This window comes from Ramlibacter sp. PS3R-8, assembly GCF_037572435.1.
Taxonomy (GTDB): Bacteria; Pseudomonadota; Gammaproteobacteria; order Burkholderiales; family Burkholderiaceae_C; genus Ramlibacter.
On sequence record NZ_JBBHGT010000007.1, the window covers coordinates 135,887 to 152,610 of the forward strand.

The 16,724-nt window shown below is 66.0% G+C and carries 12 protein-coding genes; 7 read left to right on the forward strand and 5 right to left on the reverse strand.

The window, feature by feature from the left end:
• Nucleotides 1–84: 84 nt before the first annotated feature.
• Together lspA and WG902_RS20460 are read right to left on the reverse strand one after the other, a co-directional pair.
• Entirely contained in the window at nt 85–624 is a 540-nt protein-coding gene (gene lspA, locus WG902_RS20455; RefSeq protein ID WP_340062052.1) for a signal peptidase II, read from the reverse strand.
• Nucleotides 621–2,930 carry a heavy metal translocating P-type ATPase gene (locus WG902_RS20460; RefSeq protein ID WP_340062053.1) on the reverse strand — a complete coding sequence of 770 codons (2,310 nt, stop codon included), beginning with the start codon at nt 2,928–2,930 and terminating at the stop codon, nt 621–623. The genes lspA and WG902_RS20460 overlap by 4 nt, the downstream gene beginning before the upstream one ends.
• An 85-nt stretch (nt 2,931–3,015) precedes the next feature.
• Between WG902_RS20460 and cadR the strand changes: the two genes are divergently transcribed.
• From cadR to WG902_RS20485, 5 genes are all read left to right on the forward strand, one after another.
• Nucleotides 3,016–3,480, forward strand: coding sequence for a Cd(II)/Pb(II)-responsive transcriptional regulator (gene cadR / locus WG902_RS20465; RefSeq protein ID WP_340062054.1), 465 nt, complete (start codon nt 3,016–3,018; stop codon nt 3,478–3,480).
• A 62-nt stretch (nt 3,481–3,542) separates the two neighbouring features.
• A complete protein-coding gene (locus WG902_RS20470; RefSeq protein WP_340062055.1) occupies nt 3,543–3,932 on the forward strand; it encodes a hypothetical protein in 390 nt (129 codons plus the stop codon).
• Nucleotides 3,933–3,994: 62 nt separating this feature from the next.
• Complete coding sequence (locus WG902_RS20475; RefSeq protein WP_340062056.1) at nt 3,995–5,251, forward strand: TolC family protein; 1,257 nt, start codon at nt 3,995–3,997, stop codon at nt 5,249–5,251.
• 13 nt (nt 5,252–5,264) lie between these two features.
• Entirely contained in the window at nt 5,265–6,905 is a 1,641-nt protein-coding gene (locus WG902_RS20480) for an efflux RND transporter periplasmic adaptor subunit (protein ID WP_340062057.1), read from the forward strand.
• A complete protein-coding gene (locus WG902_RS20485; RefSeq protein ID WP_340062058.1) occupies nt 6,902–10,078 on the forward strand; it encodes an efflux RND transporter permease subunit in 3,177 nt (1,058 codons plus the stop codon). The genes WG902_RS20480 and WG902_RS20485 overlap by 4 nt, the downstream gene beginning before the upstream one ends.
• 76 nt (nt 10,079–10,154) lie before the next feature.
• On the opposite strand, the gene WG902_RS20490 is transcribed toward WG902_RS20485, so the two are convergent.
• The 3 genes from WG902_RS20490 to WG902_RS20500 form a co-directional block, all read right to left on the reverse strand.
• A complete protein-coding gene (locus WG902_RS20490) occupies nt 10,155–11,558 on the reverse strand; it encodes a multicopper oxidase family protein (RefSeq protein ID WP_340062059.1) in 1,404 nt (467 codons plus the stop codon).
• A 15-nt stretch (nt 11,559–11,573) separates the two neighbouring features.
• Entirely contained in the window at nt 11,574–13,937 is a 2,364-nt protein-coding gene (locus tag WG902_RS20495) for a heavy metal translocating P-type ATPase (protein ID WP_340062060.1), read from the reverse strand.
• Nucleotides 13,938–14,072: 135 nt separating this feature from the next.
• Entirely contained in the window at nt 14,073–14,501 is a 429-nt protein-coding gene (locus WG902_RS20500; RefSeq protein ID WP_340062061.1) for a hypothetical protein, read from the reverse strand.
• 138 nt (nt 14,502–14,639) lie between these two features.
• Between WG902_RS20500 and WG902_RS20505 the strand changes: the two genes are divergently transcribed.
• Nucleotides 14,640–15,314, forward strand: coding sequence for a heavy metal response regulator transcription factor (locus tag WG902_RS20505; RefSeq protein ID WP_340062062.1), 675 nt, complete (start codon nt 14,640–14,642; stop codon nt 15,312–15,314).
• Nucleotides 15,311–16,720 (forward strand): heavy metal sensor histidine kinase, encoded by a 1,410-nt coding sequence (locus WG902_RS20510; protein ID WP_340062063.1) that lies wholly within the window; start codon nt 15,311–15,313, stop codon nt 16,718–16,720. The genes WG902_RS20505 and WG902_RS20510 overlap by 4 nt, the downstream gene beginning before the upstream one ends.
• Nucleotides 16,721–16,724 lie beyond the last annotated feature (4 nt).

Genomic DNA, 16,724 nt, shown 5'->3' on the forward strand with positions numbered 1-16,724 from the left:
GGCGGATGCCCGCAGGCGAGCTGACCGCCCCGGCTTAGGCGACGCGCGCCCAAAACTCGGCCACCAGCCTGGCCGTCGCGGAACTCAATCGCTAGCGCGGGAGCGCTTAAACGAGCTGGCCACCAAGCAAGCGGCGCCCACGCAAATCGCGATGTCGGCCACGTTGAACGCGGGCCAGTGCCAGCCTGCGAGGTGGAAGTCCAGGAAGTCCGTGACGCTTCCGAACACGAAGCGGTCGATGGCGTTGCCGACGGCGCCGCCCAGGATCATGGCGTAGGAGAAGGCTTCGATCCGGTCGCGCTTCGCGCTCAGCATCCAAGCGAGGACGGCGGAGACCACGAGGGCCAGGACAACGAAGAACCATCGCTGCCAGCCGCCCGCGTCGGCGAGGAAGCTGAACGCCGCTCCCAAGTTCCGCGCGGACACCAGATTGAAGAATGGCGCCAGGGGCAGGGCTTCCCCTTCAACCATGCGGCTGCGCACCAAGTGCTTGGTGGCGGTGTCGGCGACGATCGCCGCCGCAGCCAAGCCCCACCAGGGCAGCGCCGTCCGCGTGCGCTCGGCCCATGCCGCCTTGGCGATGGGGGCGGCGCTTGCCGTCTGGACGCCTCGGATCCCGCTCATGCGTCGGCGCCCTTCGGGGCGGACTCGGAACGGCCTCCCAGCAGACGCAGGCCGTTGGCGACCACTAGCAGGCTCGCTCCCATGTCGGCGAAGACGGCCATCCACATGCTCGCCTCGCCAAAGACGGCCCACACGAGGAACACCGACTTGATGCCCAGGGCGACGGCGATGTTCTGCCAAAGGATGGAGTGCGTCCTGCGCGAGAGGCGCACCGTCTCGGCCACGCGTCGGAGGTCGTCGTTCATGATGACCACGTCGGCCGCCTCCATCGCGGTGTCGGTGCCGGCGGCTCCCATGGCGAAGCCGACGTCCGCCTGGGCCAGAGCAGGCGCGTCGTTGATCCCGTCGCCGGTCATGCCCACCGCGCCGTAGCGCTTCTGCATGTCGCGGATGGCGTCGAGCTTCGCCTCCGGCAGCAGGTCGCCGCGCGCGTCGCCGATGCCGGCTTGCTTTGCGATCGACTGCGCCGTGGCCTGGTTGTCGCCGGTGAGCATGACGGAGGCGACGCCAAGCTTCGCGAGGTCCGCGATGGCCTCCTTGGAGCTCTCCTTGATGGTGTCGGCCACCGCGAACAGCGCCATGACTCCCGCGGGGCCGGCCAGCATCGTGATGGTCCGACCTTTCGCCTCGTGCAGCGCGAGCTCCGCTTCGAGTTCGGGGCCGCACAGGCTGCGCTCGTGCATGACGCGGTGATTCCCCAGCAGGAGCCTTTCGCCCTCGACCGCGCCCTCGACGCCGCGGCCCGCCAGCGCCTTGAAGTCGTCGACGGGCGGGGAATCGATCGCGAGGCCCGTCGCGATCGCCTTGGACACCGGATGGTCCGAGCGCGAAGCGAGAGCCGCGGCGAGACGCTTGGCGCGGGACTCGTCGGCGCCGCCCCAAGCCTTGAAGTCGACCAGGCGCGGTTTGCCCTCGGTGATGGTGCCGGTCTTGTCCAGGGCGACGGCCTTCAGCAGGCGCGCTTCCTCGAGGAACGTGCCGCCCTTGATCAGGATGCCGCGGCGCGCGGCGGCCGAGAGTCCGCTCACGACGGTGACGGGGGTGGAGATCACCAAGGCGCAGGGGCAGGCGATCACCAGAAGCACCAATGCCTTGTAGACAGATTCGAGCCAAGTCGCACCGGCCAGCCAAGGCAGCAAGACCGCCGTGGCCACCGCCAGCGCGAACACCGCCGGCGTATAGACGGCCGCGAAGCGGTCGACGAAGCGCTGCGTGGGCGCGCGCGCGCCTTGCGCCTGCTCCACCGCGTGGATGATGCGGGCCAGCGTCGTGTTGGCCGAGGCTGCCGTCACCCGGAATTCGATCTCGCCCGTCTCGTTAATGGTGCCGGCGAAGACTTGATCTCCTGGCGCCTTGTCGACCGGGATGCTCTCGCCTGTGATGGGCGCCTGGTTCACCGCGCTCTCGCCCTTGATGATCACGCCATCGAGAGCCACGCGCTCGCCCGGGCGCGCGCGCACGACCGCGTCCACCGGGACCTCGGCCGCCGGGGTGTCGACCCACGCGCCGCCGGGCGCGAGCACGAGGGCCTTCTCCGGCGCCATGTCCAGCAGGTCCTTGATCGAGTTGCGGGCGCGGTCGACAGCTTTGGCTTCTATCAGCTCCGCAATCGCGTAGAGCGCCATCACCATCGCGGCCTCGGGCCACTCGCCGATGAAGAAGGCGCCGGTGACCGCCACCGACATCAACGCGTTGATGTTGAGCTTGCCTCGGAACAGAGCGGCCATGCCCTTTTTGTAGACGTCCAGTCCCGCCAGCCAGATTGCGATGGCCGCCAAGGCCATGCCGGCGATCTTCCAGGGGAGCGCCTCCGGGGCGAAGAAGGAAAGCGCTTCGGCGCCCACGGCGAAAGCGAGGGCGAGGCCCAAGCGCTTCGCGCCAGCCTCGGGAGCGTGGTCGTGGTCGTGCTCGTCGCCGTCGGCGTGCGCCTCGGCTTCGCTCCGCGCCACCAGCTCGGGGGCGTCTAGGGGCTGCGGGTCGAAGCCTGCCTTGCGGATGGCCTCTAGGGCCGGCGCGAAGGCGGCGGCGTCAGCGTCGATGCGCAGTTGCCTGGCGCCGAGTTGGAAGCCCAGCGAGCGGACGCCTGCGACGTTTTCCAAAGCGCGCCGGATCTCGGACTCCTCGGAGCTGCAATCCATGGTGGCGATCCGGTAGCGCCTTCCCGTGAAAACCACCGGCTGCACCGCCGCGGTCGCCGGCGAGCCGCAGCACTCGTCCGGCGGCTGAACCTCGGCAGCAACGGCGGGCGCGCAGGAGGCTCCGCAACAGGACTCAGACTCGACTTCGGGCGACGTTTTTGTTTTCATGCTTCAATTAGAAACCTTAAAGCCGCTAGAGAGTCAAGCGGGCCGCTTCCCGGCTCCACAGGCGGCGGCTCACAGTGGAGACGCAATGAAAATCGGCGAACTGGCGAAGGCCACGGGGACGCAAACGGAAACGATCCGCTATTACGAGGCCGAGGGCTTGCTGCCCACGGCCGGCAGGACGGAGTCCAATTACCGGGTCTACGGCCAAGCGCACGTCGCGCGGCTGTCCTTCATCCGCCACTGCCGCTCGCTGGACATGACGCTAGGCGAGATCAAGACGCTTCTGCGCTTCAAGGACGCCCCGGAGCGAAATTGCGAGGAGGTCAACGAGCTCTTGGACGAGCACATCGAGCACGTGGCTGCCCGGATCAAGGAGCTGCGCCACTTGCAGACGGAGCTCAAAGCCTTGCGGGAGCAGTGCGGCGCGGCGCGCGACGCGGCGGCGTGCGGCATCCTCAAAGGCCTGGACAAGGCTTCGCTGAATGGCCAGGCGCGGGTGTCCAAATCCGGGCGAGGTCACGTGCACGGGTCGCACGCGGCAGTCCGTTGATCAGAGGCGAACGATTTGGGGTGGCGCGGTGAAATGCGTCGCTTTCCGTTAAACTTCCCGCCATGTCCCGCCTGCGTCGCCACCGCCTTTTCACAGTGCTGCTGGCACTGTGGGCACTGGTGTTTGCGCAACTGGCACTTGCCGGCTACAGCTGTCCGGCTGCGGCGCGCGCTGTCGAGATTGCGCAGATGACCGAGGCCGGCATGCCATGCGCGGAGAGCATGTCTCGGGCAATGGACGACGAGCAAGCCGGTCTTTGCCAGGCGCATTGCCAAGGCTCGCATCAGACGTCCGACACTTACCAGGTGCCTGCCCTCGCCTCCATCCACGACTTGGGCGTCGTACTGACCGTCCCCCTGCGGGTGACACGGAATGAGCCACCTCCCAGCATTCCGGTACGACCCAACGCCAGCCCTCCACTGGCGATAGCGAACTGCTGCTTCCGCATTTGACCTCCTGAAGCATCGCCTGCCCGTGCATCTGCCGGGCAGTTCGGCTCGCTTTCGGAGGTTCCATGATTTCCTTTATCTCGCTCCGCCGGCTTGTCATAGCTGGCTGCCTCGTCGCCCCTGTGCTGCCGAGTTGGTCGCAGCCTGCGCTTTCCCTTCAGGAAGCGCAGCGCCTGGCACTTTCGCGTTCCCGACTGCTCGAATCCTTTGATTCGGCGTCCGGCGCCACCCGTGAGCTCGCTGTGGCCGCCGGACAGTTGCCCGACCCGGTGCTCAAGCTTGGCGTCGAGAACGTGCCGCTGAGCGGCCCGGCACGCTTCAGCCTGTCGCGCGACGACATGACCATGCAGCGCATCGGCGTGATGCAGGAGCTCACCCGTGGCGACAAGCGCCGCCTGCGCGTGGAGCGTGTGCAGCGCGATGGCGAACGCGTGCGCGCCGAGCGCCGCGAGGCCGCAGCGATGATCGAGCGCGAGTCGGCCCTTGCCTGGATCGAGCAGCGCTACGCCCAACTCCTCACACAGCTGGTTCGGCAGCAGGTTGAGGAGAACCGCTTGCAGGTGGAGGGGGCCGAACTCGCCTTCCGCACCGGTCGGGGCAGCCAGGCCGACGTTTTTGCCGCCCGTGGTGCCATCGCTAGCATCGAAGACAGGCTTCGCCAAACGCAGCGCCAGGTGGAAGGCGCGCGTGTCATGCTGGCGCGATGGATTGGGCAAGAGGCTGCCGTTGCGGCTCCAGCGGGCAACGTGCCCTGGCATCAGCCGCCCGCTGCGGTCGCGCTGCTGCAGCGTCTGCAGGATCTTCCTGCCCTGCAGGTGCTGCAAGCCCAGGTTGCCGCCGCCGAGACAGAGGTGCGGCAGGCGCAGGCCAACCGGCACCCGGATGTGACCGTGGAGGCGATGTACGGCCGACGACCCGCGTACCCGGACATGTTCTCCATCGGCGTTTCGATTCCGCTGCCGATCAACCGCGGTGACCGGCAGGGCCGGGAAGTCGCGGCCAAGCTGGCGACGCTGACAGAAGCGCAGGCCCGCTACCAGGACGCATTGGCGGCACAAGAGGGGGCGATCCGAGTCCAACTGACCGAGTGGGAGTCGGACCGGCAGCGTGTCATCCGACTACAGGCGGAGCTGCTGCCGGCTGCACGCAGTCGCACCGAAGGTGCGATCTCTGCCTACCGCAGCGGCAAAGGCGACCTGCTGGCCGTGCTCGCGGCGCGCCGCGAGGAACTCGATGCCCAGATGCAGGTGCTGCAGCTCGAAATGGACACCGCGCGCGTCTGGGCCCGACTGAATTTCATCGTCCCGCAGGACGTGCGATGACAAGGCGACTCACATGAACCGCAAGCAACTCCTGATCGGCACTCTCGTCGCGTCCGCCCTCGTGGCGGGCGGCGCGGGCATGTACTGGCTCGGCACGCAGCGGGCTGCGCCACCGGCGGCCGGGGCTACGGCTGCCGCCAGTGGCGCAGCCGAGGGCGAGGACGCAACGCGTCGGCACATCGCCAGCGGGTTGAAGGCAGGCGACACCGACCCGGTGAGCGGCCGAAAGATCCTCTACTACCACGACCCCATGGTGCCGCAGAACAAGTTCGACAAGCCTGCGAAGTCGCCTTTCATGGACATGATGCTCGTGCCCGTGTTCGCCGGTGGCGAAAGCGACCAGGGCATGGTTTCGATCAGCCCGCGCGTGCAGCAGAACCTGGGTATCCGCACCGCGATCGCCACCGAAGGGGCAGTGGGCACGAAGCTGCAGGCGGTTGGCACCATCGTGTTCAACGAGCGCAACCAGGCCGTGGTGCAGAGCCGCGCTTCGGCCTTCGTGCAGCGGGTGCACGTGCGTGCAACGCTCGACGGCGTGCGCGCGGGACAGGTGCTGGCGGAGCTTTATGTACCGGACTGGATCGCAGCACAGGAAGAGTTCCTCGGCCTGCGCCGCATGAAGGGCAACGACCTGGGTCCGCTGATCGAAGGCGCGAAGGCCCGCATGCGACTGGCTGGAATGAACGATGACCAGATCCGCCGCGTCGAAGCCAGTGGTCGCCCCGATCCGCGCGTTGACATCACGTCCCCGATCACCGGCCTGGTGACGGAGATTGGCGTGCGCGACGGCATGGCGGTGGGCATGGGCACGACCATGTTCAAGGTCAACGACTTTGCGACCGTGTGGGCCAACGCGGAGATTCCGGAAAGCCAGGCGCACCTGCTGCGCCGTGGCGCGCCCGTGGTGGCCGAGAGTCCCATGCAGCCGGGAGAACGCTTCAATGGCAAGGTGGAGCAGCTCCTGCCCAGCGTCGATCCGTCCACCCGCACCATCAAGGCCCGCGTGGAGCTCGCCAACAAAAATGCATTCCTGGTGCCGGGCATGTTCGTGTCCATGGAGTTCACCGAGCCGCGGCAACGGCGCAGCGTGCTCATCCCGACCGAGGCCCTGATCTACACCGGGCAGCGCACCGTGGTCATGGTCGCGGAGGCGGGTGGCAGGTTCCGGCCGGTCGAGGTGGAGCCAGGAACCGAAAGCGGCGGTCAGTCGGAGATCAGGAAAGGCTTGCAGGCGGGGCAGCGCGTGGTGGTTTCCTCGCAGTTCCTGGTCGACTCGGAAGCCAGCTTGCGCGGCGTCGAAGCGCGCCTGAACAACGCGCCGGCAGCGGCCGGAGCAGCATCGCCGCCGGCGTCGGCGGCGGCAACGGCGCCAGCGCAGTCGGCCGCCCCCGCCGGCCCGGTGCACCAAGGTACGGCGAAGATCGAGGCGGTCACGAAGGAGGCGTTGACGCTGTCGCACGGGCCGATCCCCTCCATCAAGTGGGGTGCCATGACCATGGACTTCCAGCTGCCGCCCGCCCGTGACAAGGTTGCCGCGGACTTGAAGGCGGGCGATCAGGTGAGTTTCGAGTTCGTGATGGGCAAGGACGGACTGCCCCAGCTCACCCGCGTCACGCGCGCTGCCGGCGCACCGGCGCTCGGAGCCAGGCAATGATCGCGCGCCTGATCGACTGGTCGATCCACAATCGCTTCCTCGTTTTGCTGGCTACGGTGGTGATCGCGGCCTGGGGCATCTTCGCGCTGGTGCGCACGCCGCTGGACGCGCTGCCGGATCTTTCCGATGTGCAGGTGATCATCCGCACGACGTATCCGGGCCAGGCGCCGCAGATCGTCGAAAACCAGGTCACGTATCCGCTCACGACAACCATGATGTCGGTGCCCGGGGCGAAAGCCGTTCGGGGGTATTCGTTCTTCGGCGACTCGTTCGTGTACGTGCTGTTCGAGGATGGCACCGACCTGTACTGGGCGCGCTCCCGCGTGCTGGAATACCTCAACCAGGTGCAGTCGCGGCTGCCAGCTTCGGCGAAGGCCGCGCTCGGGCCGGATGCGACGGGCGTCGGCTGGATCTACCAGTACGCAATCGTCGACCGCAGCGGGACGCAGGACATCAGTCAACTGCGCGCGCTGCAGGACTGGTTCCTGCGATTCGAGCTCAAGACCGTGCCCAACGTCGCCGAGGTGGCCACCATCGGCGGCATGGTGCGCCAGTACCAGGTGGTGCTGCAGCCCGAAAAGCTGGCCGCGTACATGATCCCCCATACCAAGGTGATCGAGGCGCTGCAAAAGTCGAACCAGGAGGCGGGCGGTTCGGTGCTCGAGATGGGCGAGGCCGAGTACATGGTCCGCGCCTCCGGCTACTTGAAGTCACTGGACGACTTCCGCCAGATTCCGCTGACGACCACGGCCGCCGGCGTGTCGGTGCGGCTAGGCGATGTCGCGCGTGTCCAGCTCGGCCCGGAAATGCGCCGCGGCATCGGCGAGCTGGACGGGCAGGGCGAGGCGGTCGGCGGCGTGATCGTGATGCGCTCGGGGAAGAATGCCATGGAGACGATCGAAGCCGTCAAGGCGAAGCTGCAGTCGTTGAAGGCCAGCCTGCCGAAGGGCGTGGAACTGGTGCCTGTGTATGACCGTTCCAACCTGATCCAGCGTGCCGTCGACAACCTGTCCTTCAAGCTGCTGGAGGAGTTCGCGGTGGTCGCGGTGGTGTGCTTCATCTTCCTGTTCCACATGCGCTCGGCGCTGGTGGCAATCGTGTCGTTGCCTCTCGGCATCCTGGCTGCCTTCATCGTCATGTACTACCAGGGCGTGAACGCCAACATCATGTCGCTGGGCGGCATTGCCATTGCCATCGGAGCGATGGTGGACGCGGCGGTCGTGATGATCGAGAACGCGCACAAGCACCTCGAACAATGGTCCCACAAGCATCCTGGCGAGAAGCTGGAAGGCGCAGCCCATTGGCGCGTGATCGGAGAGGCCGCATCCGAAGTCGGCCCGGCTCTGTTTTTCTCGCTGCTGATAATCACTCTCTCGTTCATTCCGGTCTTCACCCTCGAAGCGCAGGAAGGCCGGCTGTTTTCCCCGCTGGCTTACACCAAGACCTATGCGATGGCCGCCGCCGCGGGCCTGTCCGTCACCCTCATTCCGGTGCTGATGGGGTACCTGATCCGCGGGCGCATCCCGGATGAAAAGTCCAATCCATTGAACCGCGTGCTAATCGCGGCCTACCGGCCGCTGCTGGAGCGGGTGCTGCGTGCCCCGAAGCTCACGCTTCTCGTTGCGGCAGTGCTGCTGGTCGTCAGCATCTGGCCGTTGAAGCACATCGGGGGCGAGTTCATGCCGCGGCTCGATGAGGGCGACCTGCTCTACATGCCTTCGGCACTGCCCGGACTTTCGGCTTCCAAGGCAGGGGAACTGCTGCAGATCACCGACCGGCTGATCAAGACAGTGCCCGAAGTTGCGACGGTGTACGGCAAGGCGGGACGCGCGGAGACAGCCACCGACCCGGCACCCCTGGAAATGTTCGAGACCACCATCCAGTTCAAGCCACGCGACCAGTGGCGCGCGGGAATGACGACGGACAAGCTGGTGGAGGAACTGGATCGCGTGGTGAAGGTCCCCGGACTCGCCAACATCTGGGTGCCTCCGATCCGCAACCGCATCGACATGCTGGCGACTGGCATCAAGAGCGCGGTCGGAGTGAAGGTGGCCGGCCAGGACCTCGCCCAGATCGAACGTGCCACCGTTGAAATCGAACGCGTGCTGAAGAACGTGCCCGGTGTGACGAGTGCGCTGGCCGAGCGCCTCACTGGCGGACGGTACGTGGATGTGAACATCCGCAGGGATGCGGCAGCGCGTTTCGGCCTGACGGTGGCCGACATCCAGTCCGTTGTGAGCTCCGCGGTGGGCGGCGAGAATGTCGGCGAGACGGTCGAAGGCCTGCAGCGCTTTCCGATCAACGTGCGCTATCCGCGTGAGGTTCGTGACTCGCTCGAGAAGCTGCGCGCGTTGCCGGTGGTCACCGAGCGCGGCAGCCGCCTGGTGCTCGCCGACGTGGCCGATATTCGCGTGACGGACGGACCGCCCATGCTGCGCAGCGAGAACGCGCGCCTCTCGGGGTGGGTGTACGTGGACATCCGCGATCGAGATCTCCGCTCGGCGGTGCTCGACATGCAAAAGGCGGTCGCGGAGAAGGTGACGCTGCCACCCGGCTACTCCGTTTCGTGGTCGGGGCAGTTCGAATTCCTCGAGCGCGCGACGGCGAAGCTGAAGATCGCTGTCCCCTTCACGCTCCTCATCATCTTTGTCTTGCTGTACCTCACCTTCAAGCGCTTCAGCGACGCGCTGCTGATCATGGCGACGCTGCCGTTCGCGCTGGTGGGCGGCATCTGGTTGCTCTACTTCCTCGACTACAACCTCTCGGTGGCAGGGGCGGTCGGTTTCATCGCTTTGGCCGGTGTGTCCGCGGAGTTCGGGGTGATCATGCTGCTGTACCTGACGCATGCTTGGAAGGACCGCGTGGACCAGGGCAAGGGGACCCTGCCGGACTTGCTGGATGCGATCCGTGAGGGTGCGGTGCTCCGCGTGCGGCCCAAGGCCATGACGGTAGCCGTCATCCTGGGCGGCCTCTTTCCGATCATGTGGGGTTCCGGCACGGGGTCGGAAGTGATGCAGCGGATTGCCGCGCCGATGGTCGGCGGCATGATCACGGCGCCACTGCTGTCAATGTTCGTCCTACCCGCCGCGTATCTGCTGCTGCACAGGCCGCGCGATGCTGCCACTGCCAAGTCGCGGCCGGTGTTCTGGAGAAGGCGTCCTGCGACCTCGTGATTCCACACGTGCTGGGCCTTGGACGAACTGGCGTTGCTCGTCAGTTCACCATTGCCATCTCGTGGCAGCACCCGAGTCAGCTAACCCGCAGCACGCTCATCATTCCGCCGTCCTGGTGCTCCAAAATGTGGCAGTGGAACATCCAGTCGCCAGGATTGTCGGCCACGAAGGCGATCTCGACTTGCTCGCCAGGCGACATGAGCACGGTGTCCTGCCACTCCCGATGTTCGGTGGGCTTGGCGTTGCGCCCGAGCACCCGGAACGTGTGGCCGTGCAGATGAATGGGGTGGTGCCAGCGGGTTTCGTTTCGCATGCGCAGGCGATAGCTGCGTCCTCGCTGCAGTTCCAGCATCGGCTTCATCTCATGACCATCGGACACCAGGCCGTTGACTGCCCAGGCCTTGCCACGTCCCAGCATCCCGCGCATGTCGGTTGGCTTGCCATCCAGCAACGCCTGATGCAGAGTGCCCATCATCCCGCCTTCGAACACGATCTCGTGTGTGCCTGCGTTTACGAGATCCGGCTCAGGAACGGTGTTGGCCGGCAGGGACACGATGGCCGCTGAGCGGCGCGGCAGAGGCGCCTGCTGGTCGTATACGAACTGCATGAGCACGTAGCGATCCCGTGGATAGAACAGGTCGTGTACTTCGTGCCGCTCACCTGGCCTTCCCGCGGCGTCCAGCAGCAAGTCACACCGCATCCCGGGTGCAATCACCACACGTCCTCCCGCCGGCTCGTGCGGCTCCACGGGCTGGCCATCGATCGCGATCACGAGCGGGCGGTGGCCGTGGAAGGCGAGCGCGAAGATGCGGGCATTGGCCGCGTTCACGAGCCGCATCCGCAGCCGCTCGCCAGCCCGCACGCTAAATTCTTCGTGCACCGAGCCGTTCACCGTCACCACGTTGCCGATGCGTCCGGCGTGGGCCATGTCATGCGCGTTGCCGAAGGTCTCGCTGATCCGGCCCGCCGGCGTGATGCGCCAGTCATCAAGCACCCAGGTAAGGTCTCGGTCGACCGGGATCGGGTCACGCTCTTCGACGATCACTGTGCCGTACAAGCCCCGGTCCAGCTGTTCCGAACTCTGGAAATGGGAGTGATACCAGTAGGTGCCAGCGTCGGGAACGTCGAACTCATAGACGTGGCGTCCACCTGGCGCGATCGGATGCTGCGTGAGGTGAGGGACACCGTCCATGGCGTTCGGCACGCGCAGGCCGTGCCAGTGCACGGTGGTGGGCTGAGACAGTCGGTTGGAAACAGCGACCCGTATTCGATCGCCCTGTCGCACCCGCAATTGCGGCCCGGGCACTGATCCGCCATACGTCCAGACCGGTACCGGGGCCTTGGTGGAGTCGATCTGAGCATCTCCGGTCATCGTGACAAGCTCGAACTCCCGCAGCTTGCGACCAGCGCGCAGTGAGGTGCATGCCTGCAGCGGCAGGAGCACCAGCGCGAGGGAGGACAGAAGGCCGCGTCTATGCATGGAACTCCCGCGAGATCAATCCTGGTGCGACTTCCGCAGACGCAGGGCGTTGAACACCACCGAAGCGGAGCTCAGGCTCATCGCCAGCGCCGCGATCATCGGTGACAGCAGCCAGCCGGTCAGAGGGTACAACACGCCGGCGGCGAGCGGCACGCCGAGCGCGTTATAGAAGAAGGCGAAGCCGAGGTTCTGCTTCATGTTGGCGACGGTCGCATCGGACAGCTGCCTGGCGATGGAGATGCCGCGCAGATCACCCTTTACCAGCGTGACCTGCGCGCTGTTCATGGCCACATCGGTGCCGGTGCCCATCGCGATGCCTACATCCGCCTTTGCGAGAGCCGGCGCATCGTTGATGCCGTCGCCTGCCATGCCAACCACTTTGCCTTCGGCCTGCAGGCGCGTCACCAGCTGGAGCTTGTCGGCAGGTTTCACTTCCCCGTGAACTTCGTCGATCCCGAGCCGCTTGGCCACGGCCCTGGCCGTCGTGACCCCGTCGCCCGTCGCCATGATCACCCGAATGCCGGCTGTACGAAGCGCCTGCAATGCTTCTGGAGTGCTGGCCTTGACCGGATCCGACACGGCCAGCAGCCCGGCCAGGCGGCCGTCCGCGCCGAGGTACATGACGCTCGCACCTTCCGCCCGCAGTGCTTCCGCCGCCGACGTCAGGCGGCTGCTGTCAATGCCGGCCTGCTCCATCAGGGCGGTGTTGCCGAGCGCCAGTGACAGGCCATCGACCTTGCCGGTGACTCCAATACCCGAACCCGACTCGAAGCCTTCCACATTGCCCAGCGCGTGGCCGCGATCCCGCGCGGCTTGGACGATCGCCGCCGCCAGCGGGTGCTCGCTGCCCTGGTCGAGGCTGGCGGCCAGGCGTAGAACCTGTTCATCGCTGAATCCTTCCGCCGCGACCGTGCGCTCGAAGGCCGGCTTCCCTTCCGTGAGGGTGCCGGTCTTGTCCACAATCAGGGTATCGACCTTGCGAAAGTTCTCAATCGCGGCGGCGTCCCGGAACAGCACGCCTTGCGTCGCTCCGCGCCCCGTCGCCACCATGATTGACATCGGAGTTGCCAGCCCCAGCGCACAAGGGCAGGCGATGATCAGGACCGCGACTGCATTGATCAGTCCGTACACCCAGCTCGGTTGCGGCCCGATGAAGCCCCACACAAGCAGGGTCAGCACCGCGATGGCGATCACGCCAAGGACGAAATAGCCCGCCACGACGTCCGCCATGCGCTGCATTGGCGCGCGCGAACGCTGCGCCTGGGCCACCAGCTGCACGATTTGCGACAGCACTGTGGCGGAGCCCACCTTTTCAGCTCGCAGCGTCAAGGCGCCCGCCGTGTTCATGGTGGCCCCGATCAGCTTGTCGCCGGGGCGCTTGGAGACTGGCATCGGCTCGCCGGTCAGCATGGATTCGTCGACCGCGCTGCTGCCGTCGACGACCACGCCGTCGACAGGCACTTTCTCGCCGGGACGCACGCGCAGCAAGTCTCCGACGTGGACCTGGACCAGGGGCACGTCCTCCTCGGTGCCGTCGGTGCGGATGCGCCGCGCCGTCTTGGGGGCGAGTCCCAGCAGGGACTTGATCGCAGCGGAGGTCTGGGAGCGCGCCTTCAGCTCCAACATCTGCCCGAGCAGCGTCAGCGAGATGATCACCGCAGCCGCCTCGAAGTACACGGCCACGCGCCCCATTTGGTTGAATTCGGCCGGGAACACGCCTGGCGCGACCGTCGCCACGACGCTGTAGACGAAAGCCGCTGCGGTGCCCAATCCGATCAGCGTCCACATGTTGGGACTGCGGTTGATGACCGACTGCCAACCTCGCACGAAGAATGGCCAGCCCGCCCACAGCACGATCGGCAGCGAGAGCACGAGCTCGACCCAGCTTTGCGTCCTCATGTCAAGCCAGCCGGTTCCATGGCCGAACATGGCCAGCAAGGTCACCACCACGGTCAGCGGCAATGTCCACCAGAAACGCCGGCTGAAATCTTTCAACTCCGGGTTGTCGTCATCGTCGAGGCTGGGCATCAGGGGCTCGAGCCCCATGCCGCAGATGGGACAGTTGCCGGGATGGTCCTGCCGGATCTGCGGATGCATCGGGCAGGTATAGACGGTCCCCGGTACAGGAGGAATCATCGTGGCTGCAGGCTCGGCGCGGCCAACTGGCGCCAAGTACCTGAGTGGCTCCACGTCGAATTTCTTCTTGCACCCCGCGCTGCAGAAGTGGTAGGGCAGTCCCTCGTACTGCGAGTGATGGACGGAATCGGCCGGAACAGTCATTCCACAGACCGGGTCTTTCGTCTTCGCCCCGTCGGCTTCAGTAGGCGGTGCGGGGGGATGATGGTGGCCGGTGTCGGCGCGGTCTTTTTCATGCTGCATGGATGCCTCGGTAGCGTGGGGTGTCAGTCGGCAAGTCTGAACCATCCCACGAGGGGAGAGTCAAGAACTTTCGGCCAGGCTTGTTCCACAACGAGAAACGGCCGCAAACGCGGCCGTCGTCTCGAGGCTCGGGGCCTAGTTGATGTACTGCTGGCGGTAAGCCCGGCGCTCGGCGTCACTCATGGGTGCGACGGCTGCGGCCGGCGCACCCGTATTGCCCAGCACGTGCGTGTGCGGGCCACTCGGCTGGCGGTCGGCAAACACGCCCTGGTTTGCGGAGACGTAGCCCGCCTCGCCTTGCAGCATCACCGTGCCGTCAGAGTACACCGGGTGGTCACGGAAGGCCCGGTACTCCTGCTGGACCTGTGACCGGCTGAGACCGCTGTTTGCCGGATGAGTGTCATAGCCAGCTTCACCACCGACAAAGTTGCCGGCGTAGGCGGCGGGAAGGGAGGCTGCGAGCGCCGCGATGGCGATGAGGGTCTTGCGGGGGTTCATGTTCAACTCCTTGAAATTTGAGGGCGGCGTTCCGGTTCGGATCGTCGGGATGCAGGTCTGCTGCATCGCGTAGCTACTTTAGGAAAGCAGGCGCGACGGGGCCGTGACTTGTCGATTACGAATTGGTCAGGTTCAGCGTTGCCGCGAGCAACGCCGTTACGATGCGGAAGCGATAGCTTTTCGCTTCCCTGAAATGGTGAGACAGTGAAGATTCTGGTTGTCGAGGACGAGACGAAGGCGGCGGAGTATCTCCGGCAGGGCCTTGCCGAGAGCGGCTACACCGTGGAGGTGGCGCATAGCGGCACGGACGGCCTGCACGCGGCGGCGAATGGGGACCATGATCTCGTGATCCTGGACGTGATGCTGCCTGGTATAGACGGGTTTGCAGTGCTGTCCGCGCTGCGTACATCCCGACAAGTCCCCGTATTAATGCTCACTGCCCGGGATCGCGTGGACGACAAGGTCCGCGGCTTCGACCTGGGGGCGGACGACTACCTGGTCAAGCCGTTCCAGTTCCCAGAGCTGCTGGCGCGCGTGCGCGCGCTGCTCAAGCGCAACCAGGCTGTGCCGGCTGACCCGGTCGTGCGGGTCGCCGACATGGAGATCGATCCGGTTCGGCACCGCGCCACGCGAAACGGGCAGCGCATCGACCTCTCGGCGAAGGAGTTCGCGCTGCTATCGTTGCTGGCACAGAAGACGGGACAGGTCCTGTCGCGAACCCAGATTGCCTCGCTCGTCTGGGACATTCACTTCGATTCAGACACCAATGTGGTTGAAGTCGCCGTGCGTAGGCTGCGCGCCAAGATCGACGATCCCTTCGAGGAGAAACTAATACACACCGTGCGTGGCGTGGGATACGTTCTGGAGCGCCGTAGTTGATCCCGTGGCTGTCGCTGCAGCGGCTCTCGCTCGCCGGTCGCCTCGCAGCGGCAAGCGCGCTCTTCGGCCTCGCCATCATCGGTGCCGGAGTCGCTGTAGGGTACTGGGCGCTTGCGCAGCAGCTCGAAGCACGATCGGCCAGCGAGCTCGCTGGCAAACGGGAGCTGGTAGCGCACATCCTTTCAGAACTTCCCTCGAGCGACGCCGTCGCCGCGAATCGGCACAGGTTCGGTGATCTCCTGATCGGGCATGACGACGTGCACCTCGCGTTGGTGGATCCGCGAAGTCGCAACGTGCTCCTTACTTTCTCCCCTACGGCGTCGGAGTCCGTGCGTGTCCTCGACACCGCAGGTGCAGAGGGAGCGCAGGTTCGCTGGACGCCACGCCCTGGCGTCCAGATGAAGGCAGTGCGCGCGCAAGCGCCAGTCGGCGACGGTACGCCTGTCCGCTTCTACGTCACGCTGGACACCCGTCAGGACGGCCGGTTGTTGCGCGGATTCCTGCGTGCGAGCCTGTTTGGCCTGCCTGTGTTGCTCGGTACTGTCGCCTTGGGTTCCTGGTTGATCGCCAGAACGGGTCTTTCCGCGCTCCGCAGGTTCCGCCGATTGGCGGCTTCGATCGGCGCCAGGTCCCTCAGCCAGCGCCTGTCGGCAGCCGGGTTGCCGGAAGAATTGCGCGAGCTTGCCGAGGAATTGAACGCGATGCTGGAGCGCATCGACAGCGGCTATCGACGTCTCCAGGAGTTTTCGGCCGATCTCGCGCACGAGCTGCGTACGCCCGTTGCAACCCTCCTCGGACGAAGCCAGGTGGCGCTGTCGCAGCGCCGGAGTCCGGAGGAGTTGCGTGAGGTCCTGGTGGGCAACATCGAAGAACTCGAGCGCCTGGCGCGATTGATCTCCGACATGTTGTTCATCGCGCAAGCCGACCACGGGCCCGCAGCCTTGCAACTCGAATCCGTCCTCCTGCATGACGAAGCGGCGCGGGTAGCCGAGTACCTGTCGTTGGTTGCCGAGGAGAAGGAGGTTTCCGTTCAAGTAGTCGGCCAGGCGAACGTGCGGGCGGATCCGCTACTCGTACAGCGAGCCATCACCAACCTGCTGTCCAACGCCATCCGTCATGCCCGTGCCGGATCCGCGGTCAGCATCACCATCGGCGGTGTTGAGGGCCGCACAACCCTGGCCGTCAACAATGTCGGAGAGCCCATACCCGAGGAACATCTGGGGCGCATCTTCGACCGCTTCTATAGGGTGGACGCCTCGCGTGCCCGCCTGAGTGGAGGGACAGGCCTGGGGCTGGCCATCGTCCGCTCCATCATGGAGGCGCACGGCGGCGAAGTTGCGGCCTCGAGCAATGTTGCTGAAGGCCGCACAACGCTGACGCTGATCTTCCCGACGACTAGCGCGTGACGGG

Bases quoted from the DNA above. Each gene is read 5' to 3' on its own strand.
- WG902_RS20495 (WP_340062060.1), bottom strand. From the start codon at position 13,937: ATGCAGCATGAAAAAGACCGCGCCGACACCGGCCACCATCATCCCCCC.
- WG902_RS20470 (WP_340062055.1), top strand. From the start codon at position 3,543: ATGTCCCGCCTGCGTCGCCACCGCCTTTTCACAGTGCTGCTGGCACTG.
- WG902_RS20480 (WP_340062057.1), top strand. From the start codon at position 5,265: ATGAACCGCAAGCAACTCCTGATCGGCACTCTCGTCGCGTCCGCCCTC.
- WG902_RS20490 (WP_340062059.1), bottom strand. From the start codon at position 11,558: ATGCATAGACGCGGCCTTCTGTCCTCCCTCGCGCTGGTGCTCCTGCCG.
- WG902_RS20485 (WP_340062058.1), top strand. From the start codon at position 6,902: ATGATCGCGCGCCTGATCGACTGGTCGATCCACAATCGCTTCCTCGTT.
- lspA (WP_340062052.1), bottom strand. From the start codon at position 624: ATGAGCGGGATCCGAGGCGTCCAGACGGCAAGCGCCGCCCCCATCGCC.
- WG902_RS20460 (WP_340062053.1), bottom strand. From the start codon at position 2,930: ATGAAAACAAAAACGTCGCCCGAAGTCGAGTCTGAGTCCTGTTGCGGA.
- WG902_RS20475 (WP_340062056.1), top strand. From the start codon at position 3,995: ATGATTTCCTTTATCTCGCTCCGCCGGCTTGTCATAGCTGGCTGCCTC.
- WG902_RS20500 (WP_340062061.1), bottom strand. From the start codon at position 14,501: ATGCAGCAGACCTGCATCCCGACGATCCGAACCGGAACGCCGCCCTCA.
- cadR (WP_340062054.1), top strand. From the start codon at position 3,016: ATGAAAATCGGCGAACTGGCGAAGGCCACGGGGACGCAAACGGAAACG.